Origin of the sequence: Sphingomonas sp. OK281, assembly GCF_900115295.1 — a bacterium.
GTDB lineage: Bacteria > Pseudomonadota > Alphaproteobacteria > Sphingomonadales > Sphingomonadaceae > Sphingomonas.
In genome coordinates this window covers 885,062-899,922 of sequence record NZ_FOVZ01000001.1, presented here as the reverse complement: position 1 = coordinate 899,922, position 14,861 = coordinate 885,062, and the positions used below count along the sequence as shown (strand labels likewise).

Genomic DNA, 14,861 nt, shown 5'->3' with positions numbered 1-14,861 from the left:
AGCCGGATTGCGTCCGGCGTCGGTACGGCGTAACATTCGTTATGGGGAATGGCTTGTCAAGCAGGGTATTGGTGGAAGAGGCGGCGGTGCCGCGTGGCGATCTGGCACCGCGCGACTGGTTGGAAATTGGCCTACAGCTGTTGAAGGATGGCGGGCTGCGCGCGCTGAAACTTCGCGGCCTGGCGCAGACGCTGGGCGCATCGACGGGTAGCTTCTATCATCATTTCAGGGACTTCGATGGGTATCATGCGGCGCTCGCGGGGTATTTCGTCGAGGCGCATATCGACCCCTTGATCGTATCGCTCTCCGCGTCGGATCTTTCGCCGGTCGAGCGGATCCGTGCGTTTGCGGATCATGTCCGCGATCACGACATGGCCCAGCTGGCGCTGGCGATGCGGGCCTGGGGGAAAAGCGACGTGCGGGCGGCGGCGGCGATCCGCGACCATGACGACAAGGTGATGGCGTTCCTGATCGCCGAACTGGCCGCCCATGGGTTCGAGCCGGTCGAAGCCGGCATTCGCGGCTATGCGCTGCTGGCGATCGGTCTCAGCCAGGTCCATGCAGACGAGGGGATAGAGCGTAGCGTGTTGCGTGAGGGATTGCTGACCTTGCTGTGCGAGCGCTAGCGTAGCGAACTGACGCGACTCCGTAAAAACGGAGCGTGAACAAGAGGATGCGGGCATGCAGACGTATGACTACGTAATTATCGGCGCGGGCTCGGCCGGCTGCGTGCTCGCCGCGCGACTGACCGAGGATCCGGCGGTGACGGTGCTGCTGCTCGAAGCGGGGGGCCGCAACGATGGCGTCCTGGTGCGGATGCCCGCCGGCGTCGGCGAACTCATCAAGAGCAAGAATGCGAGCAACTGGGGCTTCTCGACCGAGCCCGAGCCGCATCTCGACGACCGTCGTCTGTGGTGGCCGCGCGGCAAGGGGCTGGGCGGCAGCTCGTCGATCAACGGCATGATCTACACGCGGGGGCATCCGCAGGACTATGACGAGTGGCGGCAAATGGGCTTGCCCGGTTGGTCGTTCGACGACGTGCTGCCCTATTTCAAGCGGCTCGAAGGGCATCATCGCGGTGAATGCCGTTTGCATGGCGGCGGCGGTCCGCTGACGATCTCGGGCGGCGAGTCCGACAGCCCGTTCTACGACGCGCTGGTCGAGGCCGGGCGGCAGGCAGGCTATCCGGTTACCGAGGATTTCAACGGCGCGAGCCAGGAGGGGTTCGGGCGCTACGACCTGACCGTTGCGGATGGGAAGCGCTGGAGCACGGCAGCGGCGTATCTGCGGCCGGTGCTGACGCGGCGCAACCTGACTTGCGTGACGGGCGCGCGGACAACGCGGATCCGGATCGAGAGGGGGCGTGCGGTCGGCGTCGACTACGTCCTCGACAAGGGCGGGCGGACCGAGAGCGTGACCGCTACGCGCGAAGTGTTGCTGTGCGCGGGCGCGGTGCAGTCGCCGCATATCCTCCAGCTGTCGGGAATCGGCGATCCCGACCGGCTGACTGCGGCGGGGGTCGGCGTGGTGCACGCGCTGCCCGGCGTCGGCGAGAATCTGCAGGACCATCTTGATGTCGTGATGAACTGGAAATCGCGCGGGCTGCGAACCGGCTACGCGATGACCAAGGGTGTCGGGATGATCGGCGTCGGGCTCAATTACCTGTTGCGTGGCAAGGGCGCGGGGCGGCAGCAGTTCCTCGAGGCTGGCGCGTTCGTGTCGTCGCGCGAGGGGCTGTCGCGGCCCGACGTGCAGATCCACGCGGTGCTCGCGATCATGCAGGACCACGGCAAGGTGAAGGCGACCGAGGACGGCTTCACGTTGCATCTCTGCCAGTTGCGGCCGGAGAGCCGCGGACGGATCGGGTTGCGCTCGGCCGACCCGTTCGCGGATCCGACGATTGCCGCGAACTATCTCGCGACCGCGGAGGATCGCCGAGTGATGCGTGCCTGCGTCGGGATCGGCCGCGATGTGGCGCGGCAGGCGGCGCTCGATCCCTACCGGGCGGGGGAATTGTCGCCGGGCGAGGACGTGCGGACCGATGACGAGATCGACGCCTGGGTAAGGCGGACGGCGGAGACGATCTACCACCCGGTCGGGACGTGTAAGATGGGCGCTGCGGACGATGCGCTGGCAGTGGTCGATGCGACCTTGGCCGTGCGCGGGCTTCAGGGGTTGCGGGTGGTGGACGCCTCGGTGATGCCGACGCTGATCGGGTCCAACACCAACGCGCCGACGATCATGATCGCGGAGAAGGCCGCGGACATGATCAAGGGGCGGCAACTGGCGCGGGCGGCCTGAGGGCCGCTACCAAGCATCACCCCAGCTACGAGGCACCACCCCGGCGAAGGCCGGGGCCCAATTGGAAAGGCCGTAGTAACGAAGCGCAGCCCTTAGTTAGCAACGTCCCCCAATTGGGCCCCGGCCTCCGCCGGGGTGGAGAAGGGCTGTGAACCGGGACCATCCTTATCCGTGCCCCCATTGGCGTCTCCCCTCTCCCTTCTGGGAGAGGGGCGGCTTGCAGCGACTTGGCCAGGGGGAGGGGGTGGTCGATCTTAACGCGGCGCCATCCGGATCGCGCCATCCAGCCGCACATCCTCCCCATTGAAATACCCGCATTCGATCATCGTCAGCGCCAGCGCCGCAAACTCCTCCGGCCGCCCCAAGCGCTTGGGAAACGGTACCGACGCCGCCAGCGCATCGCGCACCTGCTGCGGCGCGGCCGCCAGCAACGGTGTGTCGAAGATCCCCGGCAGGATCGTATTAACCCGAATCCCCTCGCTCATCAGGTCGCGCGCAATCGGCAAGGTCATCCCGACCACGCCGGCCTTCGACGCCGAGTAGGCGGCTTGCCCCATCTGACCATCCTCCGCCGCAGCACTCGCGGTATTAACGATCGCCCCACGCTCGCCGTCTTCACCCGGCTCCAACGTCAGCATCCCAGCCGCCGATTTCGCGAGACAACGGAACGTGCCGACGAGGTTGATCTGGATGATCCGGTCGAACGCATCGAGCGGGAAATGCTTGATCGAGCCGTCCTGCTTCGATCGCCCCGCAGTCTTCGCCGCATTCCCCGTGCCCGCACAATTGACCAGGATCCGCTCCTGGCCATGCGCCGCGCGCGCCGCCGCGAACCCCGCATCGACGCTGTCGTCGGACGTGACGTCGACCTTGCAAAAAACGCCGCCGATCTCCGCGGCCAGCGCTTCGCCCTTGTCCGCCTGGAGGTCGAAGATCGCCACCTTCGCGCCCTTGGCGGCCAGCGCGCGCGCGGTCGCCGCGCCTAGGCCCGACGCGCCGCCGGTCACCACGGCGGCACTGTTTGCGAGGTCCATGCATCTCTCCTATCAAAGCCCCAGGATCCGCGCCCCGGTTGCAGAACATTAGTTATGCCGGTATTCGAGGCTTGCCAAGCCGGCATGTCGTTGAGGATCCGTCGATGAGCCACGCCATGTTGCAGAACGCCAGTCCGCACTGGCTCCCGCGCCAGGCCAAGGGCGCGCTCGATCATATCCCGGGCAGCAACGGCCTGCCGTTCGTCGGCAACACGTTCAAACTACTGGCCGATCCGATCGCGTTCTCGGAGGGCATGGTAGCGCGGTACGGCCCCGTCTATCGCAACCGAGCCCTAGGCGGCACCGGGGTCAACCTGCTCGGTCCAGACGCGAACGAACTGGTGCTGTTCGATCGCGACAAGATCTTCTCGTCCGAACAGGGCTGGGGGCCGCTCCTCAACATGCTGTTCCCGCGTGGCCTCATGCTGATGGATTTCGACAAGCATCGCGCCGACCGAAAGACGCTGTCGGTGGCGTTCAAGCCCGAGCCGATGCGGCATTATGCGATCGAACTCGATGCGGGAATCCAGGCCGCGATCGCCGGCTGGGCCGGGCAGACCCTGCGCTTCTACGATGCGGTAAAGAAACTGACGCTAGATCTTGCCGCGACCAGCTTCCTCGGCGTGCCGCTCGGCGCGGAGGCGGACCGGATCAACCAGGCGTTCGTCGACGAGGTGCAGGCAAGCGTCTCGCCGATCCGCAAACCCTGGCCCGGCACGCAGATGCGCAAAGGGGTCCGCGCCCGCGCCTATCTGGTCGACTTCTTCGAGCGTGAAATCCCGGTACGACGTACCGGAAACGGGCAGGATTTCTTCTCGCAATTCTGCCGCGCGACCGATGACGACGGCGCGCCGCTGACCGCGCTGGCGATCGCTGACCACATGAACTTCCTCATGATGGCCGCGCACGACACGATCACCTCGTCTGCGACCAGCTTGGTCATGCTGCTCGCGCGCAACCCGGACTGGCAGGAGCGGCTCCGCGAGGAGGTCGCGTCGCTCGACCCGGACGTGCCACTGACCGAGCAACTCGATCGCCTTGTCCTCACCGAATACGCGTTCAAGGAATCGCTGCGGATGATGCCGCCGGTTCCGTCCATCCCGCGGCGTGCGCTCAAGGATTTCAGCTTCGGCGGGTATGATATTCCGGCAGGCACGAACGTCGGCACCGGCATCACCTATACGCACCGGATGGCCGAGCATTGGCCCGATCCCGACCGCTTCGACCCGCTGCGGTTCACGCCCGAGGCGTCGAAGGGCCGCCACCGGTTCGCCTGGGTGCCGTTCGGCGGCGGCGCGCACATGTGCATCGGGCTGCATTTCGCGACGATGCAGATGCGGCTGCTGATCGCGCATCTGCTCACGCGCTACCGCATCGAGGCGGCGGCGGGCAGCGGCGACGCGTGGCAGGTCTTTCCGATCCCGCGGCCGAAGGACGGCCTGCCGGTGATCTTCGTGCCGCTTGCCTCGACGTAGGAGTATGTCATCGTCGGGCGGTTCATTCGAAGGAGCCATCCGTTGCGCTTGACCCTTGCCCTCCTTCTGCTCGCGGCGACGCCTGCCTTTGCCCAGCAACAGCCGACCGCGCCGGTACCTGACGGTCCGACGCGGAGCTTTACCGGGAGCGACCTGTTCGGCCTGACGATCGCGGCCGACCCGCAGATCAGCCCGGACGGCAAGACGATCGTCTATGTCCGCCGCACCGGCGACGTAATGACCGACACAATGCAGTCCTCGCTCTGGCTGATCGACGTCGCGAGCGGTCGCCAGACACCGTTCGCCACCGACGGCAGCAGCCCGCGCTGGTCGCCCGACGGGGCCAAGATTGCCTATGCTGCGCGCGACGGAGAGGGATCGCAGTTGTTTGTCCGCTGGATCGGCGGCGCCCAGAGCGCGCGCGTGACGAGTTTCCCCGGCGGTCCGCAGGCGCTCGCCTGGTCGCCGGACGGGACCAAGCTCGCCTATATCGCGACGGTGGCGGGCGAGGGGACCAAGCTCGGCACGCAGCCGCCCAAGCCCGAGGGCGCGAAATGGGCCGAGCCGCTGACGATCATCGACCGCGTCAACTACCGCAACGACGGGCCGGGCTATGTGAAGCCGGGCTACGACCATCTCTTCGTGGTCGGTGCCGACGGCGGCGCCGCGCGGCAGCTGACATACGGCAAGTTCGACGATGGCGGCCCGCTGTCTTGGACGCCCGACGGCCGCAGCATCGTCTTCGCCGCGATCCGCGGGCCCGCCGCCGACCGGCAAGTAATGAACTCCGACGTGATCGCGGTCGATGCGACGAGCGGCACGATGCGGACGCTGACGACGCGCGACGGTCCCGATGCGCAGCCGCGCGTGTCGCCCGACGGCAGCAAGATCGCCTGGCTCGGTTTCGACGACAAGCGCCGCAGCTACGAGAACACGCAGCTCTATGTCGGCGACCGCGACGCCGCCACTCCACGCTCGCTGACCGCCACGCTCGATCGCGCGATCGAGGACGCGGTGTGGTCCGCCGATGGCCGCAGCCTGTATGCGAGCTATGACGACCACGGCCAGCGCCGCGTCGCGCGGATCGGTCTCGACGGCCGCGTCACGCCCCTGATCGACAACGTCGCGGGCGGCGGACTCGACCGGCCCTATACCGGCGGCGAGTTCTCGGTCTCGAAGGGCGGCACGATCGCCTACACCGGCGGTGACGCGAGCACGCCCGCCGACGTCTGGGTGCTGGCGGGCGGCAAACCGCGCCGCCTGACGACGCTCAACGCAGTGCTGATTGGATCCAAGGCGCTCGCACAGGTCCGAAAGATCGCGGTGACCGCGCCCGATGGTCGCCCGATCGACGCATGGCTCGCCACCCCGCCGGGCCGCGTCGCGGGCCAGCGCGTGCCGTTGATCCTCGAGATCCACGGCGGTCCGAACGCTGCCTATGGCCCCGGCTTCGCGACCGACATGCAGCTCTACGCCGCCGCCGGCTATGCAGTGCTCTGGACTAACCCGCGCGGCTCGACCTCCTACGGCGCCGAATTCGCGAACCTGATCGACAAGACCTATCCCGCCGCCGATTACGATGACCTGATCGCCTCGGTCGACGCGGCGATCAAGGACGGCACCGCCGATCCGGACAATTTGTTCGTGACCGGCGGATCGGGCGGGGGGCTGCTGACCGCGTGGATTGTCGGCAAGACCGACCGGTTCAAGGCGGCCGCGACGCAGAAGCCGGTGATCAACTGGATCAGCGAGGCGCTGACGATGGACGCCACGCTATTCACCTCGCGCTACTGGTTCACCAAGCTGCCGTGGGAGGACCCGATGAGCTACTGGAACCGCTCGCCGCTGAGCTTGGTCGGCAACGTCAAGACGCCGACCCTGGTCGTGGTCGGCGAGGACGATTACCGAACGCCGGTCAGTGAGTCCGAGCAATACTACGCGGCGCTTCAGATCCAGGGCGTCCCGACCGCGCTGGTGAAGGTGCCGGGCGCCAGCCACGGTGGCCTCGCTGCACGGCCGTCCCAATCCGCTGCGAAGGCGTCGGCCATCATCGCCTGGTTCGATCGATACCGGAAACCGACGGTAGCGCCAGTATCGACAAGGGCCAACTGACCCGGTGGACACGTCGCCGAACTTGGCACGATTGCCAAAGCGCGGTACCGATCGTGCGGGACGCGGCTTCCAGCCGTTTCCCGTGATCGCGTCGGTGCCCGGAAGGGCTTGATTGGGAATGCGGTGCGGACGGTTCGCCGTCCTATGCCGCGGCTGTCCCTGCAACTGTAAGCGGCGAGCGAAGCGCACGAGCCCTTTTAGCGAGGGCAGCCACTGGGCGAAAAGCCTGGGAAGGTGATGCGCCGAGCCTTGACCCGCGAGCCAGGAGACCTGCCGGCGTCTGGTCGCTCTTGTCCCGGTCCAGGGGGTGGCCGAGGCACGGTGAACGCCGTCTGAGCGACGACCATGTGGCGGGGGCCGCATCGGCGTCGTGCGTCGGCCGCTCATGGCGTCCGGTCGTCGCACTTCCCGGCCGTTCGCGGCAGGCCCCGGTCCTCGTCGGACGCTCGGGGTTTTTGCATGACGACTTTGACGATCGAGAGACCGACGCGAACATCCACCCGCAAGCGCATCGGCTGGATGTTCGCCGCGCTAGTCGCAGCCAACATCGCCGCATGGGGCTGGGCGTTCTCGCTGTTCCATGCCCAACCACTGATGCTGGGCACCGCGCTGCTCGCATGGGGCCTTGGTCTGCGGCACGCTGTCGATGCGGATCACATTGCGGCGATCGACAACGTGACGCGCAAGCTAATGCAGGACGGCCAGCGTCCGATCGCGGTCGGCTTCTGGTTTGCGATCGGCCATTCCGGCATCGTGCTGATCGCGGCCGTCGCGATCGCGCTGACCGCGACCGCGCTGTCGCAGTTCGAGGCGTTCAAACAGGTTGGCGGCGTGATCGCCACCATCATCTCCGCGGTATTCCTGTTCACGATCGCGGCGATGAACCTGATCATCCTCCGCTCGGTCTGGCGCACCTTCGGTCATGTCCGCGGCGGCGGCACCTACGTCGAAGAGGATCTCGACCTGCTGCTCGGCAACCGCGGCCTGCTCGCGCGGCTGTTCCAGCCGATGTTCCGGCTGGTGACGCGGAGTTGGCACATGGCGCCGCTCGGCTTCCTGTTCGGGCTCGGGTTCGACACCGCCACCGAAGTCGCCATCCTCGGCCTTTCCGCCAGCCAAGCCGCGGACGGTCTCTCGATCGGCGTCGTCCTCGTTCTTCCCGTGCTGTTCGCGACCGGGATGGCGCTAGTGGACACGGCTGACGGCGTCGTCATGCTCGGCGCCTATGAATGGGCGTTCGTGAAGCCGATCCGCAAACTCTATTACAACATCACCATCACCCTGATCTCCGCGATCGTCGCGATCGCGATCGGCGGGATCGAGACGCTCGCGTTGCTCGGATCGAAGCTCGGCTTCACCGGCGGCATATGGGACGTCGCAACGGCGCTCGGCGAGAATTTCAACGGCCTCGGCTTCGCGATCATCGGGCTGTTCGTCCTGTGCTGGGTCCTGAGCTTCGCAATCTATCGCTGGAAACGCTTCGACGAGATCGAAGTCACGCACGGATAGCTGGCGGCATCGCGGAAAGTCCTTTAAGTCGCCCGACAGAGGGTTGGTTCGACCGATCCTCGTTGATCGCGCCGGTGCCTTTCGAGGCTTGAATGGGAATGCGGTGCGGGAGGTTCGCCTCCCAATGCCGCGGCTGTCCCTGCAACTGTAAGCGGTGAGCGAGATGTACACGTCCCTCCGCGTGAGGGGCAGCCACTGGGGAAACCTGGGAAGGCGTACGTCGAGCTTCGACCCGCGAGCCAGGAGACCTGCCAGCGCAATGGTCGCTCTTGCCATGACCCAGGGGGTGGTCGCGGCACGGTACTCCGTCTGAGCGACGAACGCGCGCGACCGAAAGGTCGTGCGTGCGTGCGCTTTTAGACGTCGAGGAGAATAGCAATGTCTGACCTTTCGAAGGTCCCCGTCACCATCGTCACCGGCTTCCTCGGAGCCGGCAAGACCACGCTCATCAGCCACCTGATCCGCAACGCCGGCGGTCGCCGCCTCGCGGTCGTCGTCAACGAATTCGGCACGCTCGGCATCGACGGTGACATACTGAAGGGCTGCGCGATCCCCGATTGCCCCGCCGAGAACGTGATCGAACTCGCGAACGGCTGCATCTGCTGCACGGTGGCGGACGACTTCATCCCGACCGTGGAGGCGCTGCTCGCACTCGATCCGCGCCCCGATCACATCCTCATCGAGACTTCCGGGCTCGCGCTGCCGAAACCGCTGCTGAAGGCGTTCGACTGGCCCGCGATCCGGTCGCGCATCACTGTCGACGGCGTCATCGCGCTCGCCGACGCCGAGGCAGTCGCCGCCGGTCGCTTCGCACCAGATGTGGCGGCGCTCGACGCGCAGCGCGCCGCCGACCCGAGCGTCGATCACGAAACGCCCTTGTCGGAGGTATTCGAGGACCAGCTCGCATGCGCCGATCTCGTGCTGTTGACGAAGGTCGATCTTGCCGGACCCGAAGGTGTCGCCAAGGCGCGCGCGGTGATCGCAGCGGAGTCCGCAAAACCGCTCCCGGTGATCGATCTGACAGACGGCATCATCGATCCCCGCGTGATCCTCGGCCTCAACGCCGCCGCCGAGGACGACATCGCCAGCCGCCCCTCGCATCACGACGGCGAGGACGATCACGAGCATGACGATTTCGACAGCGTCGTCGTCGAGCTGGGCGAAATCGCCGACCCCGCCGACCTCACCGCGAAGATCGAGGCACTCGCCCGCAGCGCCGACATCCTCCGCGTGAAGGGATACGCCGCCGTCACCGGCAAGCCGATGCGCCTCCTAGTCCAGGCGGTCGGCGCGCGCGTCCGCACGCAATACGACCGCCCATGGCGCGCGAACGAACCACGCCGCACGCAGCTGGTGGTGATCGCGGAACACGACCGGATCGACGAGGCCCGTATCAAGGCCGCGCTGGACGGCTGAGGCCCACGATGCACGTCGTCTTCCGCGAGACTCATGGGCTGGAGGAAAGCGCGGTCCCGCAGGACCTCGCCCAATCGCCTGCGGATCTCGTTGTCCTGTCCTTTTCCGACGGCGACCTCGGCGCGTTCGCCGCGGGCTGGAGACGGGCGGACGCCGCCGGACGCCGCTTGCCCTCGCTCCGGCTCGCCAACCTGACCGCGCTTCAGCACCCACTGTCGGTCGACACCTATGTCGAACAGACGCTGGCCGGCGCAAAAGGTATCCTAATCCGGCTGATCGGCGGCCGCTCCTATTGGAGCTACGGCCTGCAACAGGTCGAAAACCTCGCGCTGGAGAAGGGTATCGCGCTTGCCGTCCTCGCCGCAGACGGCCGCACCGACATGCGCCTCGACGCCGCATCGACGATCCCGCTCTCGACGCTCCGCCGGCTGGCGCACCTCTGCGACACCGGCGGCGCGGTCGCGGCGCAAGCGGCGCTGGCCCAGTTCGCACTCGCGGCAGGCTGTTACGCCGGCCCCGTCACCGGCGTCCACGCGATCGCCGACGTGGGCGGCTGGCAGCCCGACGACGCCGTGACGTGCCCCGCCGCCTTCGCCCTGAACGCGACACGCCCCCGCATACTGATCGTCTTCTACCGCTCGTATCTCACCGCCGCGGACCTCCACCCAATCGAAGGTCTCCACGCCGAACTTTCCGCGCGTGGCTTCGACGTCATCGGCCTCTTCGCGCCATCGCTGAAAGCCCCGGACGCGGCCGGCTGGCTCGCGCGATGGGTCAACGCCCTAAACCCCGCCGCGATCGTCAACGCCACCGCATTCTCCGCACGCGGCGCGACCGACATCGCGCCGCTGGACGGCGCGGACGTCCCCGTTTTCCAGATCGCGCTCGCCACCTCGGACCGCGCAGCCTGGATGGGCGCGACCCGAGGCCTGTCGCCCGCCGACCTGGCCATGCATGTCGTCCTTCCCGAGGTGGACGGTCGCCTCTTCGCGGGCGTCGCCAGCTTCAAGGAAGCGGCCGACCGCGACGGCGACCTTGAATACACGCGCCGCGAACACCGCGCCGATCCCGCACGCATCGCCGCCATTGCCGCACGCGTCGAAGCGTGGATCAACCTCGCGAGCAAACCCATCGCCGACCACCGCGTCGCGATCGTCCTCTCGACCTACCCGGGCAAGGCGTACCAGATGGCGCACGCCGTCGGTCTCGACGCGCTCGCCTCCACGCAGGCGATCCTCGCCGATCTCATCGAAGCCGGCTACGCGATTACCCCCGATGCGAGCGACCTCGCGACTACGTACATACACTGGCCGCTCGCCGAGTACCGCAAAGCCGTCGCGCACCTGCCGGAAGCCCTCCGCAAGGACCTCCAGGAAAGCTGGGGCGAACCCTCTGGGGACTTCACCTTTACCGCGATCGACCAGGGTGGGGCGCTTGTCGCCCTCCAACCCGAACGCGGCCGAGCCGAGCAACGCGCCGAGGAATATCACGACCTCTCGCGTTGCCCCTGCCACGCCTATGTCGCCTTCTACCTGTGGCTGCGCACGCGCGGCACCGATGCGCTCGTCCATGTCGGCGCGCATGGCACGCTCGAATGGCTCCCCGGCAAGTCGGTCGCGCTGTCCGACGCCTGCTGGCCCGAAGCCCTGACCGGCGCGATGCCCGTCATCTACCCGTTCATCGTCAATGACCCCGGCGAAGCGGCCCAGGCCAAACGCCGCATCGGCGCTGTCACGCTAGGCCACGTCCCGCCACCACTCGAACGCACGCGTACCGGCACTGGCCTCGGCCGCCTCGAAGCGCTGCTCGATGAATTCTCCAACGCCGACGGCTTGGACCCCGCACGACGCGACCGCCTGCAACGCGACATCCGCGACGAAGCCACTGCCACCGGCCTCGCCGCCACGCTGGGCCTCGACGACGTGCAGTCGCAGTCGGACGCCATTACCCGCATCGACACGTTCGTATGCGACGTAAAGGAGAGCCAGTATGGCGACGGCCTCCACGTTTACGGTCGAGGCGAGCACGGCGCAGCCGAACGCATCGGACTCATGTCCGCGCTCCAGGGAAAGCGCGTCGCGTCCGGCCCTTCCGGCTCGCCGTGGCGAGGCCGCGCCGACGTCCTCCCAACCGGGCGCAACCTCTACACCACCGACCCTCGCGCAGTCCCGTCACGCGCCGCGCATACCCAAGGCGTAAAGCTCGCCGACGAACTCGTCCGCCGGCACCTGCAGGACCATGGCGACTACCCCCGCAACCTCGTCGTCGATCTCTGGGCCTCCGCCACGATGCGGACCGCGGGTGAGGAATTCGCCATGGCGCTCCACCTGCTCGGCGCGGAACCCGTCTGGGACATGCAGTCCGACCGCGTCACGGGCGTCGAGATCCTCCCGCTCGCCAACTTCGATCGCCCCCGCATCGACGTCACGCTCCGTGTTTCCGGCCTGTTCCGCGATGCCTTTCCGACGCTCTGCACGATGTTCGGCCAGGCCGTCCGAGCGCTGGCCGCACGCGACGAACCGGCGGACTGGAACCCGTTCGCCGGCCAGACGCCGACCCCTCGCGTCTACGGTCCCGAACCCGGCCGCTACGGCCTGAGCATGGGCGACGCCGCCGAAACCTACACGCCGGCAGCACGCCTGACCGCCGGCACGGCATGGCTCTCCGCCTCCAGCCACGCGCTCGATGACGGCACCGACAGCTTCGACCCCACCGGCATCCGCAACCGCGTCGCCGCGGCCGACGCCTTCGTCCACGTGCAGGACCTCCCCGAGACCGACCTCCTCCTCGCCGCCGACTACGCCGCCCACGAGGCGGGCTTTGCCGCCGCGCAATCGGTCGCTGGAGGAAACGCCACGCTGTATCACCTCGATGCGCGCAACCAGGACCAGGCCAAGGCCCGCACGCTTCGGGAAGAGATCGCGCGGGTCGTCCACGCTCGGGCGGCAAACCCGGCCTGGGTCGACGGCATGATGCGCCATGGCTTCCGCGGGGGCGCGGAGATCGCCGCCACGCTCGATCACCTCGGTGCCTTCGCGCACCTTGCCGGCGCGGTCCGCCCCGAACTGATCGACCTTTATTACGATGCCACATTGGGCCGCGACGACGTCGGTGCATTCCTTGCCAGAGCGAACCCTGGCGCGCTCGCTGCGATGCAAACCCGCTTCGCCGCGCTCCACGCCGCCGACCTATGGCCAACCCGCCGCAACTCCATCCTCGCGCAGCTGGACCTGCCGGCATGAGCACGTTCGTCGTCAAGGGCTGGTGCCCCGACGCGTGGCGCCCGATGATGGCCGGCGACGGCCTGTTGGTGCGCGTCCGTCCCCCGCTCGGTCGCCTCACGCGCGCTCAGGTGCTCGGCCTGTGCGACGCGGCGACACGACTCGGCAGCGGCCGGATCGACGTCACCAGCCGCGCCAATCTCCAGATCCGCGGCGTCCGCGAGGGCAGCTGGCGCACGCTGATCGACACCTTGCTCGACTTCGGCCTCATCGATCCCGATCCGACCAGGGAAGCCCGCGCCAACATCCTCGTCGCGCCGGAGTGGCAGGCAGGGGACGACACCCACCGCATCACCGAAGAGTTGCGCGCACGCCTGTCCGAACTGCCCGACCTTCCCGGCAAGGTCGGCTTCGCCATCGACGCTGGCGTTGCACCGCAGCTGCAGGACGCTCCCGCCGACTTCCGCATCGAACGCGCCGCACCCGGTCGACTGATCCTCCGCGCAGACGGCCGCAAGCTCGGCACGCCGTTATCGCCCAGCACCGAGGTCGACCGCCTCATCGGGCTCGCCCGCTGGTTCGTCGAAAGCGGCGGCACCGTCAGCGGCCGCATGGCACGACACGACGCGCCTCTCCCTGACTGGGCGGCCGCAACAACACCGCCGGCAGCATTCGTACCCCATGTCCAACCCGGCCCGCATCCGCTCGGCGTCGCGCTCAGCCTGCCATTTGGCCGTGTCTCGGCGACCGCGCTGACGCGACTCGTGGAAGCCGAAATCGCCATCGAAGCGATCCGCCTTGCGCCACGGCATATCATGATCTGCGAGGCAGGCGTGCAGCTCGTGTCCGCGTCAGACTCCGCCGACTTCATCACCGATCCTTCTTCGCCGTTACTCCGCACGGATGCCTGCGTCGGCGCGCCCGCCTGCCCGCAAGGCAGCGTTGAGACCCGCGCGCTCGCCCGCCGCCTGGCCCCTCATATTACCGGCCGTCTCCACGTCTCCGGTTGCGCCAAGGGATGCGCGCGCGCCGCCCCCGCCGACGTAACGCTGACCGGTCGCGAAGGCCGTTACGATCTCGCCTTCGACGCTCGCCCCGGCGCACCGCCCTACCGCACCGGCCTCGACGCCGCGCAGATCCTCGCTCAATTCGGAGCCACCTGAATGCCGTACGCCTACGAAACCGACGGCGCCGCGATCTACCGTCATTCCTTCGCGATGATCCGCGCCGAGGCCGATCTAACCCGGTTTTCGGCCGAGGAAGAGCCCGTCGCCGTCCGCATGATCCACGCGGCGGGGCTGGTCGGCCTCGCTGGACACATCCGCTTCACACCCACATTCGCGGTCGAAGCCCGCCGTGCATTGCAAGCCGGCGCGCCGATCCTGTGCGACGCCCGCATGGTCACCGAAGGCATTACGAAGGCCAGATTGCCTGCCGACAACCGGATCGTCTGCACGCTCCACGCTTCCGAAACGCCCGAGCTCGCGCGTACGATGGGCAACACTCGATCGGCGGCGGCACTCGAGCTCTGGCGCCCCCATCTCGCCGGCGCCGTCGTCGCGATCGGCAATGCGCCGACCGCGCTGTTCCATCTGCTCAACATGCTCGAAGACCCGGATTGCCCGCGTCCGGCGGCGATCATCGGCTGCCCGGTCGGCTTCGTCGGCGCGGTGGAATCGAAGGCGGCGCTGTGGGCCGACCGGCCCGTGCCTTGCGTCGTCGTCGAGGGCCGGATGGGCGGCAGCGCGATCACCGTTGCCGCGATCAACGCACTCGCGAGCGGCACCGAGTGA

The 14,861-nt window shown here is 67.8% G+C and carries 10 protein-coding genes and 2 riboswitches; of the genes, 9 read left to right on the top strand and 1 reads right to left on the bottom strand.

Features of this window, described 5'->3' with window-relative positions:
- Positions 1–53: 53 nt before the first annotated feature.
- Both BM244_RS04175 and BM244_RS04170 read left to right on the top strand, forming a co-directional pair.
- A complete protein-coding gene (locus BM244_RS04175; RefSeq protein ID WP_175518043.1) occupies positions 54–626 on the top strand; it encodes a TetR/AcrR family transcriptional regulator in 573 nt (190 codons plus the stop codon).
- Positions 627–681: 55 nt separating this feature from the next.
- Positions 682–2,301 carry a choline dehydrogenase gene (locus BM244_RS04170; RefSeq protein WP_093397557.1) on the top strand — a complete coding sequence of 540 codons (1,620 nt, stop codon included), beginning with the start codon at positions 682–684 and terminating at the stop codon, positions 2,299–2,301.
- A 254-nt stretch (positions 2,302–2,555) separates the two neighbouring features.
- Here the strand turns inward: BM244_RS04170 and BM244_RS04165 are convergent, their stop codons facing one another.
- Positions 2,556–3,335: an SDR family NAD(P)-dependent oxidoreductase gene (locus tag BM244_RS04165; RefSeq protein WP_093397555.1), complete on the bottom strand. Its 780-nt coding sequence runs from the start codon at positions 3,333–3,335 to the stop codon at positions 2,556–2,558.
- Between the two features lie 104 nt (positions 3,336–3,439).
- Here BM244_RS04165 and BM244_RS04160 point away from each other — a divergent pair, with 104 nt between their 5' ends.
- The 7 genes from BM244_RS04160 (at position 3,440) to BM244_RS04130 (ending at position 14,861) form a co-directional block, all read left to right on the top strand.
- Complete coding sequence (locus BM244_RS04160; RefSeq protein WP_093397554.1) at positions 3,440–4,810, top strand: cytochrome P450; 1,371 nt, start codon at positions 3,440–3,442, stop codon at positions 4,808–4,810.
- 42 nt (positions 4,811–4,852) lie between these two features.
- Positions 4,853–6,922 carry an alpha/beta hydrolase family protein gene (locus BM244_RS04155; RefSeq protein WP_093397552.1) on the top strand — a complete coding sequence of 690 codons (2,070 nt, stop codon included), beginning with the start codon at positions 4,853–4,855 and terminating at the stop codon, positions 6,920–6,922.
- A gap of 75 nt (positions 6,923–6,997) precedes the next feature.
- A riboswitch (cobalamin riboswitch) is annotated at positions 6,998–7,215 on the top strand.
- A gap of 226 nt (positions 7,216–7,441) precedes the next feature.
- Positions 7,442–8,431 carry a HoxN/HupN/NixA family nickel/cobalt transporter gene (locus BM244_RS04150; RefSeq protein ID WP_093398105.1) on the top strand — a complete coding sequence of 330 codons (990 nt, stop codon included), beginning with the start codon at positions 7,442–7,444 and terminating at the stop codon, positions 8,429–8,431.
- A 55-nt stretch (positions 8,432–8,486) separates the two neighbouring features.
- A riboswitch (cobalamin riboswitch) is annotated at positions 8,487–8,702 on the top strand.
- A 107-nt stretch (positions 8,703–8,809) separates the two neighbouring features.
- Entirely contained in the window at positions 8,810–9,847 is a 1,038-nt protein-coding gene (gene cobW / locus BM244_RS04145; protein WP_093397551.1) for a cobalamin biosynthesis protein CobW, read from the top strand.
- 8 nt (positions 9,848–9,855) lie between these two features.
- Entirely contained in the window at positions 9,856–13,089 is a 3,234-nt protein-coding gene (cobN, locus tag BM244_RS04140; RefSeq protein ID WP_093397549.1) for a cobaltochelatase subunit CobN, read from the top strand.
- The gene (locus BM244_RS04135; RefSeq protein ID WP_093397548.1) at positions 13,086–14,231 is read left to right on the top strand and encodes a cobalamin biosynthesis protein CobG; all 1,146 of its coding nucleotides are present in this window, start codon (positions 13,086–13,088) and stop codon (positions 14,229–14,231) included. Before cobN ends, BM244_RS04135 begins: the two co-directional genes overlap by 4 nt.
- A complete protein-coding gene (locus tag BM244_RS04130) occupies positions 14,232–14,861 on the top strand; it encodes a precorrin-8X methylmutase (protein ID WP_093397546.1) in 630 nt (209 codons plus the stop codon).

Bases quoted from the DNA above. Each gene is read 5' to 3' on its own strand.
- BM244_RS04170 (WP_093397557.1), top strand. From the start codon at position 682: ATGCAGACGTATGACTACGTAATTATCGGCGCGGGCTCGGCCGGCTGC.
- BM244_RS04165 (WP_093397555.1), bottom strand. From the start codon at position 3,335: ATGGACCTCGCAAACAGTGCCGCCGTGGTGACCGGCGGCGCGTCGGGC.
- BM244_RS04160 (WP_093397554.1), top strand. From the start codon at position 3,440: ATGAGCCACGCCATGTTGCAGAACGCCAGTCCGCACTGGCTCCCGCGC.
- BM244_RS04150 (WP_093398105.1), top strand. From the start codon at position 7,442: ATGTTCGCCGCGCTAGTCGCAGCCAACATCGCCGCATGGGGCTGGGCG.
- cobW (WP_093397551.1), top strand. From the start codon at position 8,810: ATGTCTGACCTTTCGAAGGTCCCCGTCACCATCGTCACCGGCTTCCTC.
- cobN (WP_093397549.1), top strand. From the start codon at position 9,856: ATGCACGTCGTCTTCCGCGAGACTCATGGGCTGGAGGAAAGCGCGGTC.
- BM244_RS04135 (WP_093397548.1), top strand. From the start codon at position 13,086: ATGAGCACGTTCGTCGTCAAGGGCTGGTGCCCCGACGCGTGGCGCCCG.
- BM244_RS04130 (WP_093397546.1), top strand. From the start codon at position 14,232: ATGCCGTACGCCTACGAAACCGACGGCGCCGCGATCTACCGTCATTCC.